Here is a 17,677-nt window from a genome sequence, read left to right on the forward strand (position 1 = left end):
TGTCCTAATTTTCTCGTTGTACAGCACTCTCATGCCAATGCTGTAGTAATCGATCGGAAAGTAGGGTGAGGGCTACGAAAATAGCGACCCCCAGGGCCGTTGTCATTAATAAAGCTGCAAACATGCGCGGAATTTGGAGATTGAAGCTGGAAATCAGGATTTGATAGGCAATGCCAGAGCGAGTGCCGCCGGTGCCCGCCACAAATTCGGCCACAACGGCGCCAATTAAGGCCAACCCACCGCTGATGCGTAACCCGCCTAAAAAATAGGGGAGCGCACTGGGCAATCTTAGGTAGATTAGGGTTTGCCACCGGGATGCGCCATAGCTTTCAAACAGATTTTGCAGCGAGTGGTCAGCACTGTTGAGACCCAAGGTGGTGTTGGACACGATGGGGAAAAAGGCCACAATCCAAGCGCATACGACTAAGGCCATAAACGTGTTGTTTTGCAACCAGATGATGATTAGGGGGGCGATCGCAACAATTGGCGTAGTTTGTAAAATCACCGCATAGGGAAAAAAGCTACGTTCAATCCACTTACTCTGGGCAAACAAAATCGCAATTAATAACCCTGACATAATCGCTGCCAAGAAGGCGAGCACAGTAATCTGAATAGTGACCAATAACGACGGAAATAAGTCTCCCCATTCCTCTACCAATGTCTTCAGCACTAGCCCTGGACCTGGCAGTAGGTAGGGGGGCATATCTGTTATTCGTACGAACATATCCCAACCCACAATGGCCGTTAGCCCCACTAAGGCTGGGGCTAACCAATTCCACACGGTGCCTGATTTGCGCTGTTTGCCCATTGCGTTGGTCTGGTGCTCCCTGTTGCTTTACATTATCCCCAGTGTTGTTCCGCACCACCTTAGGGTGCTCCTATCTTTTTTGCCCTGTTCCAGCAGCTTCCGCCTCTGACAACGCTGTCATGATCTCACGACAGTAGTGATTAAACTGAGGAGATGTGCGAAAGTCATCTGTTCTCACCTGCGGAGCGTCTATGGATATGTTCGCCACCACCCTGCCTGGTTGAGCCGCCATCACCACTACCCGAGTCGATAAATAAACGGCCTCATAGATATTGTGGGTAACAAATAAAACTGTCCAGTTTTTCTCTCTCCATAATCGCAGCAAATCGCTGTTCAGACGGCTGCGGGTCATTTCATCTAGAGCCCCAAACGGTTCATCCATCAGCAAAACCTGCGGTTTAGTGACTAGGGCACGGGCAATGGAAACCCGCATTTTCATACCGCCCGATAGCTGACGAGGATAACTTTGCCCATAGCCGTTTAAATCGACCGTATTAATCGCGGCTTGGATGCTGCCCCTCACCGACCGCAGTCGCTGCCGTTTAAGTTTCAACGGTAAATAAATATTGTCCACTACATTGGCCCAGGGCATTAGCGCTGGATCTTGAAAGACAAATGCTAGGTCGTTGCGTTGCTGCGTAGAGCCTGGCCATGTCATCGTGCCTTTAGTGGGAGTGCCTAAACCCGCCACTAACCGTAGAACCGTGCTTTTCCCGCAGCCTGAGGGGCCGACCAAACTGATAAATTCCCCTGGGTGCACCGTCAAATTCACACCTTGGAGGGCCACTGTCCCATTCTGGTAAACCTTATCGATGTCCTGAAGGGTTAGAAGTGGCAACGGCATGGGAGCTGTGTAAGACGTATTTTCTTAGGTTTAAGGCTTGTTAAAAATTAAAATCCTGGCCTTTTTGCTTGAAACCATAGCTTAACAAGCCTTTCAATCCTAAACCGCGAAGTAGTTTCTTAACAGCTCCTAAGTGAGAGCGGGAAACTGGAGGGCTACTTTAATGTAGTTGTCCCAGCAATGCCGTTGACCGAGGGGAGGCGAACGCAACACTCCTAGCCACCATGCCCTGAGCAGAATGGGAGGGGATATCTACACCGTAAAGCAGTCATACCTATCCTGCTGGCTATTATTTCAATAACTATTAATGACTCGATCTTTCATCTGGGCATTCTGACTGAAAACACGGAATTTGCGTAGGCATTCACCTATCTGCATTTTTAATTAATGGTTTATCCATTTTCTAGGAACGCTGTGTTCCCACTCCTTGGGGCTAGCATCTGTTTGTGTGCCATGCCAAAGCCTGTCCTAAGCCAATCCGTAATCCCCGATAGCACCCTAGGCACAGTCATGAATGTCAATGCCAGTGAGGTTACGATTACTGGAGGCCGTACATCTGGCACTAACTTATTTCACAGTTTTGAGCATTTTTCTCCAGGCAATCAATCGGTGGTTTTTGACCTTACGGTTGATCCTGCACAGGCAGCCGCAGAACGAATTTTTAGTCGGGTTACGGGTAATGCCGCTTCCCATATCAACGGTAATTTACAGACATTGGGGGGCAATTCACCGGATTTGTTTTTGATAAATCCTAACGGCATTCAATTTGGAGCTAATGCCCAGCTACAGATCGACGGTGACTTTTTAGGGACGACAGCAACAGATCTTCTCTTTGAGAACAACGTCACGTTTTCCGCTACACCGGCAGCCTCCCCTTTGCTGTCCATGAGTGCGCCCATTGGGCTTAACTTTGGTGGAGTTCCGGGTAGTATTACGGTTCAAGGCACTGGTAATCCCCATGCAAGATTTATATTTACGCCAACCATACGTAGTCCAATTACGGATGGGTTAACGGTATCTCCAGGACAGAACCTAACGTTATTAGGGGGAGATATTTATTTAAACGGTGGTGTGCTTGCCGCCGAGTCCGGCACGGTGGCGCTGGGCAGTATTGGCCCTAATGGGCGGGTGGAACTCGCCAATGGGGGCAGTTCCGTTAGTTATGCAACTGTTTCGGAATTTCGGGATATTACTCTGGACAACTCGGCCTTAATCGATGTTAGCGGTGGCCAATCTGGTTCCGTGCAATTGCACGGTGGCAACATTTTCGTCCAAAATGATGCTGAAATCTTGAGCCAGAATTTTGGCAGTGGCATCAGTGGTGCCATCCAGATAGAGGCCACTGAGCGTCTAAGTCTGAATCAAAATGGCAACCATGGGTTTCAGGCGAGAATTTTATCCGAGGCTTTGCCCACAGCGACTCAACCCAGTGCTGACATTCGCATAAATGCTCCCCAGGTACTCATTGTGGACGACACCGAAGTCGTGACCGCGAGCTACGGTGGTGTGGATGCCGGGGATGTGGTGGTGACGGCTAGTGAATCTCTTGTGGTGGGTGGGTCTCAGCTGTTTACAAATAGTATTCTGGGAAGTGCAACGGCTGGCAGCGGGCTGACGGGGAATATTGTTGTCAATGCCCCTACTATTCGGGTGTTTGATGGGGGTATCATTGGCAACTCCTCCATCGGCCAGGGCAATACGGGGGATGTGTTGGTTAATGCCCAATCAATTTTGGTGGATGGTGTTTCCTCCTCGGGGATTAGTGCTATTACGTCCACGGCTTTCGCCACTGGTGGTACCGGGGATGTGACCATTAATACCGCAACCTTAACGGCTCAAAATGGGGGGAGCGTTACTAGCTCTGGTGTTGCCCAGGGGGACGGTGGCAATATCACAATCAATGCCACCGATGCTGTTGTTGTTGATGGCGGGACCGGCGGCTTCAATAGCCAACTACGTTCTTCCATTAATGTTCCTAGCCCTTTCTTTCAACAAATACTGGGCCTTTCTTCAGTACCATCGGGGAATGCTGGCAATCTCACCATCAACACCCCCTCTTTACGGGTGACCAAGGGTGGGGCCTTAAGCGTTCGCAATGAGGGCATTGGCAATGCTGGTGATTTAGTTGTTGCTGCCGATCGTTTGGCGATTACTGAGGGGGGAGGTATTTTTTCTAGTACTCGTTCGGGGCAGGGGGGAAATCTACAGTTGATGTTGGGGGAGCTTGCCTTTTTGCGCAATCAGGGAATCGTTAGCAGTGAGGCCCTAGGCCCTGGTAACGGTGGAAATATCTTTATTCAGGCTCCAGTGATTGTCGCCCTTGGAAATAGCGATATTATTGCTGATGCTGTCACCGGCAATGGCGGTAATGTCAGCATTACGGCCCAGGGCATTTTAGGGTTAACTTTTCGCGATCAGCTGACGCCTGATAACGATATTACGGCCAGTTCTCAATTTGGGGTGAATGGTACAGTGGTGCTCAACAACTTTGGTGTGAACCCTGATGCTGGTTTGCTAGAACTACCGACGGGCATAGCGGACTATAGCAATCAGATTGGTCGGGGCTGTGGTGTTGAAGGGGACAATGAATTTGTTGTCACCGGCCAAGGCAGTGTGTCGGTTGCCCCTGAAAATATGCTGCAGCCAGACACGGTTTGGTTGGATTCTCGAAATGTAACTCCCTTGCCAAGGGATGTTCGTTCGTCTGGGTTAAGCGCGTTGCCGACCGTAGAACCCGTCGTAAAATCGGTCACTGAAGCTGTGACTTGGCAAATTAATGCTGCCGGCAATATTGCATTAATGGCCGGCCCTGCTGGTGGGGAACCCTTGGTCTATGCTGGTTGCCCTGGGTCTCACCACAAAGCGAGATCAGTTCCCACAAATCTGGAGTTCTGACTTTGGCCCGCCCTGGGCAAAGAGCCAAGCCCTACGGAATGTGCTTCCTTGCTAAATTTCCCATGCTGATCTTCGAATTTAGCTGCTGAGTCTCAAGATTGGATGGAGACTAGGTTTTTTTGCCATTAACCATGGGTTTTGAATGGCAGTTGTATTATTTCTTTTTTTTTAGTAGACCGTGTTGTCAAAAGATCATATGTTGAAGGGCGTGAATCTACGGTGTAGCTGGGGCACTCTGAAAATGCTGACGGGTTCCTACTTGGCCGTAGGGCATTTTTTAAGAGCTATGGCATTGATAGATAAATACGTATTAGCTAAGGTTTTGCTCTGTTTCGGTCAGTGTGGCTGTATTCTGCTCTATCCAGCTTTGCGTCAGGATGTGACCAGTGCTTTAGTTGCCCAGACAGTACCCATCCCTTCAGATAATTCTCCAGATTCTGTACTGCCTCCGGATAATCTGCCAGATTCTGTATTGCCGGAGGATCTGCTAACGCCTTTGCCTTCCCCAGAGGAACTTCTAGCCCCCGGTGATGGAGCCTTACCCCCCCAGGAAGATGTGGGGGATGAGGCCGCTACTTTTTATGTCGCTGATATCCAAATTGTTGGTAGCACCGTTTTTGATGATGCCGATTGGGCCGATTTGATTGAACCCTATCGCGATCAGCAGGTGCGGTTTAATGATCTGTTGCAGTTAAGGTCCGAGGTGACTCAGCGCTATGTGGATGCAGGTTACCTCACATCTGGGGCTTTGATTCCTCCCCAAACGATTGTGGACGATATTGTCACTATTCAAGTGATTGAGGGCCAGCTTGAGGAGGTTGTTGTCAACGGTACCCACCGGATTGATCAGGCCTATGTGCGGAGTCGTGTGGGGTTAGTCGCCCAGCCACCGTTAAATGTGGAAAAGCTGTTAGGTGGGTTGCAGCGTTTGCAGCTAGACCCATTGATTGAAACGGTATCTGCTGATTTACAGGCTGGGGTCAATCCGGGCACCAGCGTGTTAGTTATTGACGTGGTCGAGGCGGATTCCTTTGCGGTGAATACTGGGTTGGCCAATACTCGTTCGCCTAATATTGGCGGCACTCAGGTGACCCTGGGGGTGGATGAGGGCAATCTGTTTGGCATTGGCGATCGCATTAATCTTTCCTACAAGCACACTGAAGGCAGTGATGGCATCGATTTTAGCTACACGGTGCCAGTGAGCCCCAATAATGACACGATTCGCTTGGCCGCTGGCTATTCCGACAGTCGTGTGATTAATTCGGCATTTTCGGTGCTCGATATTTCGTCGGATAGTACTTACTACGAGCTGGGCTATCGGCATCCGTTGGTGGAAACACCGACCCAGGATGCGGCCTTGGGCTTGACCCTGTCCCATCAGTCGAGCCAGACCCGTTTGGGGTTGGATGATATTGGTCCGTTCCCCCTGTCCCCCGGTGCTGATGAAAATGGACGCACCCGCATTAGTGCCCTACGGTTTTCCCAAGAGTGGACCCAGCGTAGTCAAAGTCATGTGCTGGCATTGCGATCTCAGTTTAACCTCGGTTTAGATTTACTCGATTCCAATATCAGTGATAACGCCCCCGATAGTCGCTTTTTTTCCTGGCGTGGCCAGGGACAGTGGGTGAAGCAACTGGGCAAGCCCAACCGATTGTTCTTTCTGCGGGGAGACTTGCAGCTGGCGGCAGACGATCTGCTATCCCAAGAAGAATTTAGTTTAGGCGGTGGCCAGAGTGTACGCGGTTATCGTCAAGACGCCCTACGCCGTGACAACGGAGCCTTGCTATCGGCAGAAGTCCGCTGGCCGGTGGCCACAGTGCCCGAATTGGGGGGCTTATTGCAGGTCACGCCATTTATAGATATGGGAACAGTTTGGAATTATAACGGCGATAACCCCGGCCAAGATGCGTTAGTGGGAGCCGGATTTGGCCTGCTCTGGCAGCAGGGCGATCGCCTATCCGCCAGGCTAGATTGGGGCATTCCCCTGGTGGATCTAGACACCGGCGAAGATGATGGCCTGCAGGATAGCGGTATCCATTTCTCTATTCAATACACCCCATTTTAAGTTTGTGGGTGCTGGTTGTTGTTATTTGAATGGTTGGAGTTGTTGGCAAGAGTCTCTTTCAATCTCTTGGGCTACCTATTTTTTTCCTTTATTTTTTCCCTTAGGAGTCGTTGAGAAACTACTTCACTGTTTAATCTGAAAAGGCTTGTTAAGCCATGTGTTCAAAGAACAAGGCCATGGTTTTAATTTTTAACAAGCCCTTAACTGTGGATTTCGCGCACAATCCAATAGCTAATGGATAGGGCCACAATCGATATGGCTAGGCCAATTAGGCTGACGCCCGTTATCTTTTCGAGATCTAAAATAATAATCTTTCGCGCCACTGCCGTGAGTGAGGTAACAATTACCAACTCAACCTGAACGACATGCTTTTTAAGATAGGCGGTAATATTCTCTAAAATCTCCAGGGCAATCAAAACACTCAAAAACAATCCGAAAATCTCGCTTAGGGTGTTTTTGAAAAAACCCGCTGGACTAGATTCTAATAAGGCAACGGCTAAAAAACGAGCCAGGTCAATCATGATGACAAAGATCACGATCAACATGGCAATGGATAATAACTTTGAAACAATCGTTTCAATGCCATCAATGGCGTGTAAAAAACTCTGATCGCTTAGCCAGCGCCATCGGTTATTTTTTTTGTTGTTACCCACCATAATGCGTGCTCCAAAATACGGCTCCCTTCAGCACTATACAGTCAGGATGGGGCAAGCATTGTGAGGGAGTTTAGTCATCAAGTAAGAGCCGGGCTGTAACCATACTTCCAAGCAGGATGGCCCGGCTGGGCTGCCGCCGAACTATCGGCTATGGGGGGCTAAACCGGTGGTTTTACAAAAACTTGCCAGCCATTTTCAACATGTCGCCCATATCGACGTCCCCGTCGCCATCTCCGTCGAGAAAGGCCGTCACCAGAGGATTGCCTTGGGCTTGGCTGCCAGGTTTAGCAGAACCCTGGTTCAAAAACTTCATCACAATGGGAATCACCATGGGCAGCATGGCCTGCACCTGGGCGGCATCAAGGCCAGTTTTTTGGGCTACGGCTGCGGCTACGTTCCCTTGCTGGTCCGGGCTAAATAATTTGGGTAGTACGCCAGCACCATCGGTGGTGCCCTGTTGCACTAAGTCGAGTACGGCATCTAATCCCTGGGATTGTTGTTTTTCTCGCAAAGCCGACTGTACAAAACCGCCGACGACCGAAGCCGCTTGCTGTGTCGTTGAACTATTTGCATTGTTGGCCTGAGCAACTTGCTGCGCCATCGATACAAGTTGGCCCAGCTGACCGAAGCTGGCTTCACGATTGGGATCCTGGATGGCTCCCATGACTTGATCAAATATGCCCATGGAAATTCAAGGTGTCCTTGACTAGCAACAACTGAAAATGAATGCGGTGATATCTGCCTGCTGCAGTACATCATTCACTGTGTGTATAGTAATCCGTCAGGCTATGACAACGAAAAAATCAGCGATTTCATTTTATGTCTTGGCCTGGGGCGGCGTGGGGATGTTTTGGTTAGCCGCTGCTGCACCTAGGGACCATGCCCCAGGATGGAAATCAGATTATAGAAGATAGAATGCAGGCACCGGCTTGCGGGCACCTGCATATAGTTTGACTGCTTGCTTTTGGCGGCCTATCCAATCAGGGTTTCCCTGCTGCCCGCGTTTAGTTTTGGCCAAAATGATATGTCTTTTGGGTAGAACCAGGATTTAAAATCGCCTTGGCAAATTGCTAAGTGCATGTTCATCGCCCCATTTTTTATGAAGCGTCCTCTCATCATCGCCATTGCTGTCTTGCTGTTTTTGGGTGTGCTGTTGTGGCTCATTAGTACCCTTGGCACGCTCTATGCTGGTCTGTCGAATTTCCATCCCTGGCTAGCCCAGGCGATTACTGCATGTGTCGTGTTATTAATGCTGGCCGCCCTCGGAGTGCTGCTCTATTATGGCTGGTTGTTTTTGCGGCCCCGTCGCCTGCCGCCCCCTGTGCCTAAAACGACCAATGAAGCGGCTGTGGCTAATTTACAAAGTTTGGATCAGCAACTGAGCCAAATTGACGATGAGGTTGCTCGCCAGGCATTGGTGGCCCGGGCCAAAACAGTGACCCATGCCTTTGAACAGCAGCGGTTGCACATCGTGATTGTGGGCAGTGGTTCGGTGGGGAAGACGTCTTTGGCGAACGCTTTGATGGGGGAAATCGCTGGAGATACGTCGGTGGTTAAGGGCACCACCGCCCAACGGCAGGATTATCAGGTGGCCATTCCGGCGATTGATGGGGAGATTATTTTGACGGATAGCCCTGGGTTGCTGGATGTGGGGGGCATGGACCAGGCCAGTCGGGAGCTGGCGGCCCAGGCTGATTTATTGCTGTATGTGGTGGACAATGATTTGCATCGGACTCAATATGAGATTTTGATGCAGCTGCTGGAGGTGGGGAAACGCACTCTGCTGGTTTTTAATAAAGCCGATTTGTATGCCGATGATGAGGTGGAGCTGATTTTGGCAAGGCTGTGGCAGCGTGTGGATAGGCATCTGGAGCGTGACGATGTGGTTGAGATCGCAGCTTGCCCCGGTTCAACGAGTCCAGAAATCCATCCCCTCACCGATCGCATTATCGCTATTTTGCGCCACGAAGGTCGCGAGCTGATTGCCAACAATATTTTGCTCCAGTCCCAACGGCTGAGTTTGGCCGCCCGCCAGCTGATTGGTCAGCAGCGTCGGCAAAAGGCCGAATCGGTGATCGATCGCTACCAGTGGATTGGGGCGGGGGTTTTAGCCGCTACGCCACTGCCCGTGGTCGATATGCTGGCTACGGCGGCCATTAACACCCAAATGGTGGTGGAGTTGGGGCAGGTTTATGGGGTCGATGTCAGTATTGAAGATGCCCGCACCCTAGCCCTTTCCCTGGCCAAAACCATGGGCAGTTTAGGCCTAGTGAAAGGTGCGCTAAAGCTATTGACCGTGGGCCTGCAAACCAACTTGGCTACCGTCGCTGCGGGGAAATTGTTGCAGGGGGCGAGCGCTGCGTATCTTACCCGCATTGCGGGTAAAAGCTTTATGGACTATTTTTCCAATCAGCAAGATTGGGGGGACGGTGGCATGCAAGCCGTCGTGGAAAAACACTATCAGCTCAATCGTCGAGACCAAATTCTGCAGCAGTTTATTCAGCAGGCCATCCAAACCCTGCGCAGTTAATGTGCCTAGCCTTGAACGGTATCAATCCTGTCTAGTGTGATTACCGAGGCGGGGTAAAATCCCTGAGACAAGTATGAACTTATCGCAAATGAACGTGTGCCTGGCCATGGCCTACATCAAATTATTATGTAGAAAATGTTCCAAACGCCTAAGCTGGCAGCCTGGACAAATACCATTGCATCATGGGCGCTTCAGTATTTTCTCTGCCGTTCCAACCCGATGGTGTAGCGCAACGATACCAAACGCTATGTCAGCCTCCCTTTAGCTAGCTGCAATCGCCAATGACTGCCTATAACGATCAACGTGCCACCGTTACTGTTCAGTCCACCACCCGCATACCCACATTTCTAATTATTGGTGTACAAAAAGCAGGAACGACGTCTATCTATAACTACCTAAAGCAGCATCCCCAAATTTATATGAGCCCGGTGAAAGAAACCGGCTTTTTGGAGCGAGATTGGGAGCAGGCACCAGCAGACATTCAGCGCCTCAAAAAAAATGGCATTGTTACCTGGCCGCAATATCAGCAGCTATTTTCCCAGGCGAACGAACAGCATATTGCGGTGGGCGAGGCTTCGCCTAACTATATGTTTCACCATCGGTCTTCGGCTCAACAAATCCGGCGGCGGTTGCCTGGGGTGAAGCTGATTGCCATTTTGCGCAATCCAGTGGAGCGGGCCTGTTCTGACTATTTGATGCACATGCGTGATGCCATTGGCAGCCAAACCGCATTAGCCGAGCAAGTGCGTAGTCGCGGAAATTCTTCCTATGTGCTTTTGAAGGGCAAATATTACGAACAACTCAAATACTTTATGGATGTGTTTGGGCGGGACCAGGTCGATGTGTTTCTGTATGATGACCTGCGGGACGATGCCCAGGAGTTCATGCGTTCTATGTATGCGTCGATTGGGGTGAATCGAGATTTTATTGCCAATACGGCTAAAAAATCTCAAACGGCGCAGGTGCCCAAAAACCAAACATTCAACCGGTTACTCAAAACCCAAAATCCGATTCGCCGTATGGCCACCAATCTGATGCAGGTTGTCCCTACGGATTTGAGGCAGCAAATTCGCAACCGGCTCATTGCTTTGAATTCTGACGATAAAACTAAGGCCAAGTTTACAGAAGAGGACATGATCTTGCTGCACCAGTACTACCGTGAGGATATTTTGCAATTGCAAGACCTCATACAGCACGATTTGTCGGCTTGGCTCGGGGACCGTGATGCGTGGTGATTTGCCTGGGAATTCTCTGGCTAGCTAAATGATCTGGGCCCTGGGGCTCTAGTGCTAAATGAGCAGCGGTCATGTCTGTAAAACGCTGACCATATGGGTGAGGGTGCTAATGGGCGCTGGGACCATTTCTCCGCGAAAGTCCAATAGCTGTACTAATAAGAGATAGGCAACGGCCAGCAGCAGCGAAATTGCCCCCGTAATAATCGCAACAATTTTTGAACGGTCCATATAAATGAGCTAACTTAACGTTTTTACATTGGCTGATAGGGCAATTTCTAAGCTTTGATACGCTATACATCGGTCTGGGTAGGATAAACTCCTATCCAATGAGCGTTCATGCCTATGTTGGCAAACGTGATCTCTATGATCGTTTTGCCACGGGCTCCAGCATGGTGAGAAATGCCTATCCTTTCTCAACTATAACGATTGGAGCCTTTCTAAAGTAGGCAAACGGCCTAACCGAGTCATATTTTGTGAGTCTATGGATACTGCTTCCTCCCAGGGTGCTAACCCATCAGCTATTGTGCATCGCCCGGTGATTGTCAAAACTGACAACCTGACTAAGGTGTATCGTACGGGGTTCTGGCTCAATCAACAGGTGGCGTCCCTGCAGAACTGTTCCCTGGAAATTTATCAGGGGGAAACGTTTGGTTTGTTGGGGCCGAATGGGGCCGGAAAAACTACGCTGTTGAAAATTCTTTTGGGGATTATTCGTCCGTCATCTGGCAGTGTTCAGTTGCTGAACCAGCCTGCGGGCGACCAATCTGTGAAACAGCAGGTGGGGTATCTGCCGGAAAATGCTTATTACTATGACTATCTGACGGGGTGGGAATTTCTGACCTATTCTGCGGGGCTGTTTAATATTCCAGCCTCTATATATAGGCAGCGGATTCCAGACTTGTTGGATATGGTTGGCCTATCCCGCAATGCGGCGATTAAAAAGCAGCTGCGGCAATATTCGAAGGGGATGTTACAGCGCATTGGCATGGCCCAGGCGCTCATCAATGATCCGGCCATCATCTTTTTGGATGAGCCGATGTCGGGGCTAGACCCCACCGGGCGTTACCAGGTGCGGGAGGTGATTTTATCCCTGAAGGATCAGGGCAAAACGATCTTCTTTAATAGCCATATTTTGTCCGATGTGGAGGTGATTTGCGATCGCATCGCTATCCTCGACCAAGGCACCTTAGTTTGCCAGGGTAGTCTGCATGGTCTACTGGGTTCCCCCGATGCCTATTTTGTTAAAGGTCAGGGAGGAAACCTGGATGTCCTTAAAAAATGGCTCCACAATCTCACCTTTGAAGGTGGCTATTGGCAAGGCTATTTAACCGGCAGCCCCTACGATTTCGTAGCTAGTGTACGGTTAATGGAAGGTACACTCACCACCTTAGACAGGAGTCGCCTTTCCTTAGAAGAGTTTTTTATTCAGCAAATCAACCAGCGCCGCACCGCAGCACCTAAAAACTAAGGCATTGCTGACGTTCATCCACTGCTGATGTAAGGCGTGGTCCGATCTCGCTAATGGGCTAACGGTCTGACTTTCCCCAGTAAAACCATCCCGAGGATAGGCAACGCTTTTTGATTTTCTACCAGCTGGTTTAATCTTCGCCAAATAGCACTAAAGTATAAGCTTCACCATTACGTGTTTGCTCTCATGGTCGAGGTTGCTGGTCCCATATTTATTAACCGTTCCCACTGGGGACGCATCCGTGTTGCCGGCGCTGATCGCCTGCGCTTTCTCCATAACCAAACCACCAATGCTTTTCAGCAGCTTGCTCCTGGTCAAGGCTGTGAGACCGTGTTTGTTACCTCCACTGCCCGGACTGTAGATCTAGGCAGCGCCTACATAGATCACGAAAGCGTTCTACTCATGGTCTCACCGGGGATGGCAGCAGAGTTAATCGCCTGGATGGATCGCTATATCTTCTTTGCCGATAAAGTCACCCTAAGTGATGAAACCGACACTACATTTGCCATCACGCTTTTAGGCACTGAGGCCGATCGGCCCCTTACCCAACTCCAATTACCGCTGCCAGATGGTGCAGTCTGCAGCCACCTCCAGGGAACCGCCGCCACGCCCCTTGGTGATATTCCCATTCAAGTCATTCGGGGCACGGGGTTAGCGACCCCAGGGTTTACGCTGATCGGCCCTAAAGCCCAGGAAAAAGTTCTACAACAGTGGCTAACTCAGCAAGGCATTGCCGCGCTGACACCACAACAATGGGAAAGCATGCGTGTGCGCCAGGGGCGACCGATGCCAGGTGCCGAACTAACCAAAGACGATAACCCCTTAGAAGCTGGGCTATGGCACACCATCTCCTTCGAGAAGGGTTGCTACATTGGCCAAGAAACCATTGCCCGCCTCAACACCTACCAGGGAGTTAAAAAACAACTTTGGGGCTTTAAACTGGGTCAACCTGTTCCCCCTGATACACAGCTAAAGCTAGAGGGTGCTGTGGTAGGAAAAATTACCAGCGTTATTAGTGACGACACGGGGGTATGGGCCTTGGGATACCTACGTACTAAAGCAGGGGGGGAGGGCACCGTCTTAACTGTTGAAAACACCACAGCACAAGCAGTTTCGCTGCCCCTTGCTACCCGTGGTTATCTATCCTAGAGATAATCCGATACATACCCTCGATAAAAAGCAATGAATAACAATGTTACTTTTTCAACATTTTCTCAGAATTACCACCCCAAAGAGGAGCCTCTAGTAGCTAGAATAATTGAAACGCGGTTCTGAATACAGGTTTCTAATTTTTTAGAATAGGAAGACGTGTTTTGAGGTGGGCACTCTGAAACTAAGGTGAGTGTTTTACCTCAAAATGGTTCCCCGTAGGCCAAAACCTTGGGCTATTGGGCGCGTTCATGTTTGAAAAAACTTTTATCTCTGCAACCTGGCTTTCCATCTATGGAAGCTAGTTAGTAGTACCTCAATGCACAACATAACAACGCTATTTAGAGGCTTAAATCATGGCAGCATCCCCATCTCGACTACCACTTGACCGAGCTGTTCGTTACGCTGTTAGTGATGCTTTAGCATCAGTTCGCTCTCACATGTACGATTTAGAGTACGCCCAGCGTCGTTCTAAGCAGGAACTAGCTGCCTGGAACAATTATTTAGCTGAATTGAGAGCCTTACATCAGCTTTTGCTCAATTTACCTAGTTTAGAAACAGCTGAGTGGCTCACGGATGACCAAGCCGATTATGCCCCTACGTTTACACCTTTTGTAAATCGCCTTAGCGATGCCAAAACTAATATTCGTCGGGTTCATAATTGGTTACTCTCGTTGCCCAATGCAGCCTCAGTCATGGGCGAATCTAGCCTCAATTCTGTTGCTTTTGAACAGCAGCACTACATGGGGCAGATCGATCACGCGTTGACTCAGCTGCAATTGTTGCCAGTGCCAGGTAGTGATGAATGGCATAGCAAATATCAACCTGTGATTCCGACAGCTGTATCAGCCGCCAAATCTCCAGCTTTAGTGTCAGCTGTCGCTTAATCGACCATAGCTATTTGCCATATAGCTGTTTAGCGTTGTCTTGTTTATCTCTAGAAAGTGATTGCGAAAGGGGAACCTGGTAACCCAGGTTCCCCTTTCGCTGTGATATCCATCACCTATTACACCCATTGCCGTGATTGTACAAGGTTGTGGTCCACGGAATCTTAGCTATGGTGGCGTGGTGGACTTGTGTATACCTATATCTTTCTATACCGATGGAGCTATGCACAACATAGCTCCATCGGTATGATTTTTTGGGGTGATCTTAGTTGTGAGTTCGTGTTATTTAGCATTCATCAGATCGCTGCAACTTTAAGGAAATCCATTTTCTTGCGACTCTGTTCACTCGGTGGGGCATCCTACTAAGTGAACCCAAAAAAGGTGGACTCAGCAGGCTGATGATGGTGCAACGGTGGCTAATCCAATTACTGCGAATATTGAGCAAAAAACAGCTACTAAGGTTGGGAATATGTGCTCTAGCTACATTTTTCGTGATTACCGTCCGGCCTACTGTTGCTAGTCAACATTCCCCTGACCAACTATGGCTGGAAGGGCATCATGCCTATAAAACTGGGCAGTTGCAGCAGGCGAGTCAACGATGGCAGCAAGCTGCTCAACTGTATAGTCAACAACAGCAATCTACAGAAACGGCTTTAAGTCTGAGCTACTTAGCCCTTTCATATCAAGAACTAGGACAGTGGCAACAGGCTGAAAAAACTATTCAGCGGAGCTTACAGCTCATTGAAGAAAATGAAACCCCGGCCCCGGTGATTGCTCAGGTTCTCAATACCTATGGCAGTATCCAATTGGCGCTAGGGCAGCCCGAAGCGGCATTAAATACCTGGCAAGAAGCGACGGCGGTCTATCAGCAAATTGATGATCAAGTCGGTGCATTGGGTAGTCGTTTAAATCAGGCCCAAGCTATGCAGACGCTAGGGTTTTATCGACGGGCTAAAACCTTATTGGACGATCTGATTGAGTCTGTCGAGCAACAATCTGATCGGCAACTGAAGGCAACGGCTTTGCGCAGTTTAGGCAGCGTATTGCAGGTAACCGGCAGCCTAGAGCAATCGCAGCAACTACTAGAACGGAGCTTAGCCATTACCCAAAGCCTAGAACAACCGAACGAAACCGTTAAAACACTACTAGCCCTTGCCAATACCCTCAGAGCTCAGCAAAAGTCTGAAGAGGCGCTGCAGATTTACGAGCAGATTATGCCCTTAGCAGATCAGGAGGCCGATCGAATGACGGCTCAATTGAATCTGCTGAGTTTATTGGTAGAACTCGACCAGTGGCCGTCTGCCCGGACGATTATGGCTGACTTAAGTCAGCAGTTACCCAATCTAGAACCCAGCCGCGCGGCTATTTACAAGCGGGTTAATTTTGTGGAAAGTGCGCTTAAGTTCAATCGAGATAAATCATCTGCGATATCGGCTGTTTCGATGCACCATTTGGCCGATTTGTTGGCTGAAGGTGCCCATCAGGCCCAAACCTTAAACGATTCTCGAGCAGAATCATTAGCCCTAGGCGAGCTCGGTCAGTTATATATCACCACTCAACAATGGGATAACGCCCGCCAGGTTACCCAAACGGCGATCAAACTAGCTAAAAGTAGTCATGCAAAAGATATTGGCTACCGTTGGCAGTGGCAATTAGGCAAAATCTACCATCAGCAACACAAAGAACAACGCGCAATCTCGACCTACAGTGAAGCCATTGATACCCTGTCTACCGTCCGTGCGGATCTATTGGCAACCAACTCCGAACTCCAGTTCAGTATTCGAGAAAAGGTTGAACCCCTGTACCGAGAACTAGTGAGTTTACTGCTGAAACCTGGAAATGACGATCAAGCCAGCATTAAACAAGCCCGTAACCTGATTGAAGATTTACAGTTAGTGGAGTTGGAAAATTATTTCCGGTCTGCCTGTATTGAGGGGCAAGAAGAACAAATTGATCAAATCGATCCACAGGCTGCGGTGGTCTACCCGATTATCCTGCCCGATCGTCTAGAAGTGATTCTGGCCTTACCTAACCAAACCCTGAGCCACTATGAAACTCCAGTGCCCCAGGCCGAACTTGAAAAGACCTTAGACAAATTTTTTATCGCCTTTAATCCAGCCCTGCCCGATCGTCGTCGCCTAGATTTTTCTAAGCAGCTGTACGATTGGTTAATTCGGCCTGAAGAACCGGAACTAGCCCAAAATGGAATCAAGACCCTTGTGTTTGTCTTGGACGGTAAGCTACGGAATATCCCCATGGCCGCTCTCCACGACGGAGAAAAATACCTGATCGAAAACTACGGTGTAGCCTTAACCCCTGGCTTAGACTTAATGGGGCCGCACTTTGATAAATCGAAACCCCTTGAGGCACTTATTCTTGGAGTCAGTGAATCAAGGCAAGGATTTTCGCCGTTACCGGGCGTTAAAGAAGAGGTCTCGAAAATTTCCTCCAAATTAGATCAATCTCGGATTTATCTCGATCAAGACTTTACGAAAAAGGCATTTGAAGATCAGGTTCAAACCAACCGCTATCCAATTTTGCACCTTGCAACCCATGGCCAATTTAGCTCTAATTTGGCCAACACATTTTTATTAGCTTGGGACCAAACCATCTCCCTCAGGGACTTTGATACGCTGCTCAAAAACCGACGCCTGCAGACTCAAAACCCCATTGAACTGATGGTTCTCAGTGCATGTCAAACGGCTGAAGGGGATGATCGTGCCACCTTAGGCTTAGCGGGCATGGCAATCAAATCTGGAGCACGCAGTACGTTGGCCACATTATGGTCAGTCAATGATGAATCGACCGTTGAATTAATCAACGCTTTTTACAATGCTTTGGGGACCTCAAGTGAACCTGCTACTAAGGCTGAGGCCCTGCGTCAAGCGCAAGTGGCATTAATTAAAAATAAAAACTACGCCCATCCGTTCTACTGGGCATCGTTTGTGCTCATTGGTAATTGGTTGGCCTAGCCCCCCTGTCCGTGGAAATACCCGCATGGTGAATGAGGTCTTGGACGTTAACACACAATCCTCATAAGCTTTTCCGGGATAATACGCAAAGAAATTCGTAGTTGCTTTTGGTAGCTTGGTAGAAACAACTATGTAGGGGATGTCACCCGGTTATACCGACGGTTTTCT

13 protein-coding genes are annotated in these 17,677 nt (G+C 49.3%); 8 read left to right on the forward strand and 5 right to left on the reverse strand.

Annotated elements, in window-relative coordinates:
* Window positions 1-4 precede the first annotated feature (4 nt).
* Window positions 5-808, reverse strand: a complete 804-nt coding sequence (locus tag IXB28_RS05425; protein WP_215617516.1) for an ABC transporter permease — start codon at window positions 806-808, stop codon at window positions 5-7.
* A gap of 70 nt (window positions 809-878) precedes the next feature.
* Entirely contained in the window at window positions 879-1,652 is a 774-nt protein-coding gene (locus IXB28_RS05430; RefSeq protein WP_215617517.1) for an ABC transporter ATP-binding protein, read from the reverse strand.
* A 453-nt stretch (window positions 1,653-2,105) separates the two neighbouring features.
* Between IXB28_RS05430 and IXB28_RS05435 the strand changes: the two genes are divergently transcribed.
* Window positions 2,106-4,547: a two-partner secretion domain-containing protein gene (locus IXB28_RS05435; protein WP_215617518.1), complete on the forward strand. Its 2,442-nt coding sequence runs from the start codon at window positions 2,106-2,108 to the stop codon at window positions 4,545-4,547.
* A gap of 286 nt (window positions 4,548-4,833) precedes the next feature.
* Window positions 4,834-6,612, forward strand: a complete 1,779-nt coding sequence (locus IXB28_RS05440) for a ShlB/FhaC/HecB family hemolysin secretion/activation protein (protein ID WP_215617519.1) — start codon at window positions 4,834-4,836, stop codon at window positions 6,610-6,612.
* A gap of 200 nt (window positions 6,613-6,812) precedes the next feature.
* Here the strand turns inward: IXB28_RS05440 and IXB28_RS05445 are convergent, their stop codons facing one another.
* Entirely contained in the window at window positions 6,813-7,268 is a 456-nt protein-coding gene (locus tag IXB28_RS05445) for a phosphate-starvation-inducible PsiE family protein (protein ID WP_215617520.1), read from the reverse strand.
* A 172-nt stretch (window positions 7,269-7,440) separates the two neighbouring features.
* The gene (locus IXB28_RS05450) at window positions 7,441-7,953 is read right to left on the reverse strand and encodes a DUF937 domain-containing protein (protein ID WP_215617521.1); all 513 of its coding nucleotides are present in this window, start codon (window positions 7,951-7,953) and stop codon (window positions 7,441-7,443) included.
* A 414-nt stretch (window positions 7,954-8,367) separates the two neighbouring features.
* Between IXB28_RS05450 and IXB28_RS05455 the strand changes: the two genes are divergently transcribed.
* Entirely contained in the window at window positions 8,368-9,798 is a 1,431-nt protein-coding gene (locus tag IXB28_RS05455) for a YcjF family protein (protein ID WP_215617522.1), read from the forward strand.
* Window positions 9,799-10,079: 281 nt separating this feature from the next.
* Window positions 10,080-11,033: a sulfotransferase gene (locus IXB28_RS05460; RefSeq protein ID WP_215617523.1), complete on the forward strand. Its 954-nt coding sequence runs from the start codon at window positions 10,080-10,082 to the stop codon at window positions 11,031-11,033.
* A gap of 69 nt (window positions 11,034-11,102) precedes the next feature.
* Here the strand turns inward: IXB28_RS05460 and IXB28_RS05465 are convergent, their stop codons facing one another.
* A complete protein-coding gene (locus IXB28_RS05465) occupies window positions 11,103-11,261 on the reverse strand; it encodes a hypothetical protein (protein ID WP_215617524.1) in 159 nt (52 codons plus the stop codon).
* 253 nt (window positions 11,262-11,514) lie between these two features.
* Between IXB28_RS05465 and IXB28_RS05470 the strand changes: the two genes are divergently transcribed.
* The 4 genes from IXB28_RS05470 (at window position 11,515) to IXB28_RS05485 (ending at window position 17,509) form a co-directional block, all read left to right on the forward strand.
* On the forward strand, window positions 11,515-12,501 hold the full coding sequence (locus IXB28_RS05470; protein ID WP_215617525.1) for an ABC transporter ATP-binding protein: 987 nt from the start codon (window positions 11,515-11,517) through the stop codon (window positions 12,499-12,501).
* A gap of 186 nt (window positions 12,502-12,687) precedes the next feature.
* Window positions 12,688-13,650, forward strand: coding sequence for a CAF17-like 4Fe-4S cluster assembly/insertion protein YgfZ (gene ygfZ, locus IXB28_RS05475; RefSeq protein WP_215617526.1), 963 nt, complete (start codon window positions 12,688-12,690; stop codon window positions 13,648-13,650).
* A gap of 356 nt (window positions 13,651-14,006) precedes the next feature.
* Window positions 14,007-14,537 carry a hypothetical protein gene (locus tag IXB28_RS05480; protein ID WP_215617527.1) on the forward strand — a complete coding sequence of 177 codons (531 nt, stop codon included), beginning with the start codon at window positions 14,007-14,009 and terminating at the stop codon, window positions 14,535-14,537.
* A 491-nt stretch (window positions 14,538-15,028) separates the two neighbouring features.
* Window positions 15,029-17,509, forward strand: coding sequence for a CHAT domain-containing protein (locus tag IXB28_RS05485; RefSeq protein WP_215617528.1), 2,481 nt, complete (start codon window positions 15,029-15,031; stop codon window positions 17,507-17,509).
* Window positions 17,510-17,677: the final 168 nt, after the last annotated feature.

The organism is Leptothoe kymatousa TAU-MAC 1615 (assembly GCF_018739865.1).
Lineage (GTDB): Bacteria > Cyanobacteriota > Cyanobacteriia > Phormidesmidales > Phormidesmidaceae > Leptothoe > Leptothoe kymatousa.

Coding starts and splice junctions, on each gene's coding strand:
- IXB28_RS05425 (WP_215617516.1), bottom strand. CDS start 808: ATGGGCAAACAGCGCAAATCAGGCACCGTGTGGAATTGGTTAGCCCCA.
- IXB28_RS05430 (WP_215617517.1), bottom strand. CDS start 1,652: ATGCCGTTGCCACTTCTAACCCTTCAGGACATCGATAAGGTTTACCAG.
- IXB28_RS05435 (WP_215617518.1), top strand. CDS start 2,106: ATGCCAAAGCCTGTCCTAAGCCAATCCGTAATCCCCGATAGCACCCTA.
- IXB28_RS05440 (WP_215617519.1), top strand. CDS start 4,834: ATGGCATTGATAGATAAATACGTATTAGCTAAGGTTTTGCTCTGTTTC.
- IXB28_RS05445 (WP_215617520.1), bottom strand. CDS start 7,268: ATGGTGGGTAACAACAAAAAAAATAACCGATGGCGCTGGCTAAGCGAT.
- IXB28_RS05450 (WP_215617521.1), bottom strand. CDS start 7,953: ATGGGCATATTTGATCAAGTCATGGGAGCCATCCAGGATCCCAATCGT.
- IXB28_RS05455 (WP_215617522.1), top strand. CDS start 8,368: ATGAAGCGTCCTCTCATCATCGCCATTGCTGTCTTGCTGTTTTTGGGT.
- IXB28_RS05460 (WP_215617523.1), top strand. CDS start 10,080: ATGACTGCCTATAACGATCAACGTGCCACCGTTACTGTTCAGTCCACC.
- IXB28_RS05465 (WP_215617524.1), bottom strand. CDS start 11,261: ATGGACCGTTCAAAAATTGTTGCGATTATTACGGGGGCAATTTCGCTG.
- IXB28_RS05470 (WP_215617525.1), top strand. CDS start 11,515: ATGGATACTGCTTCCTCCCAGGGTGCTAACCCATCAGCTATTGTGCAT.
- ygfZ (WP_215617526.1), top strand. CDS start 12,688: ATGGTCGAGGTTGCTGGTCCCATATTTATTAACCGTTCCCACTGGGGA.
- IXB28_RS05480 (WP_215617527.1), top strand. CDS start 14,007: ATGGCAGCATCCCCATCTCGACTACCACTTGACCGAGCTGTTCGTTAC.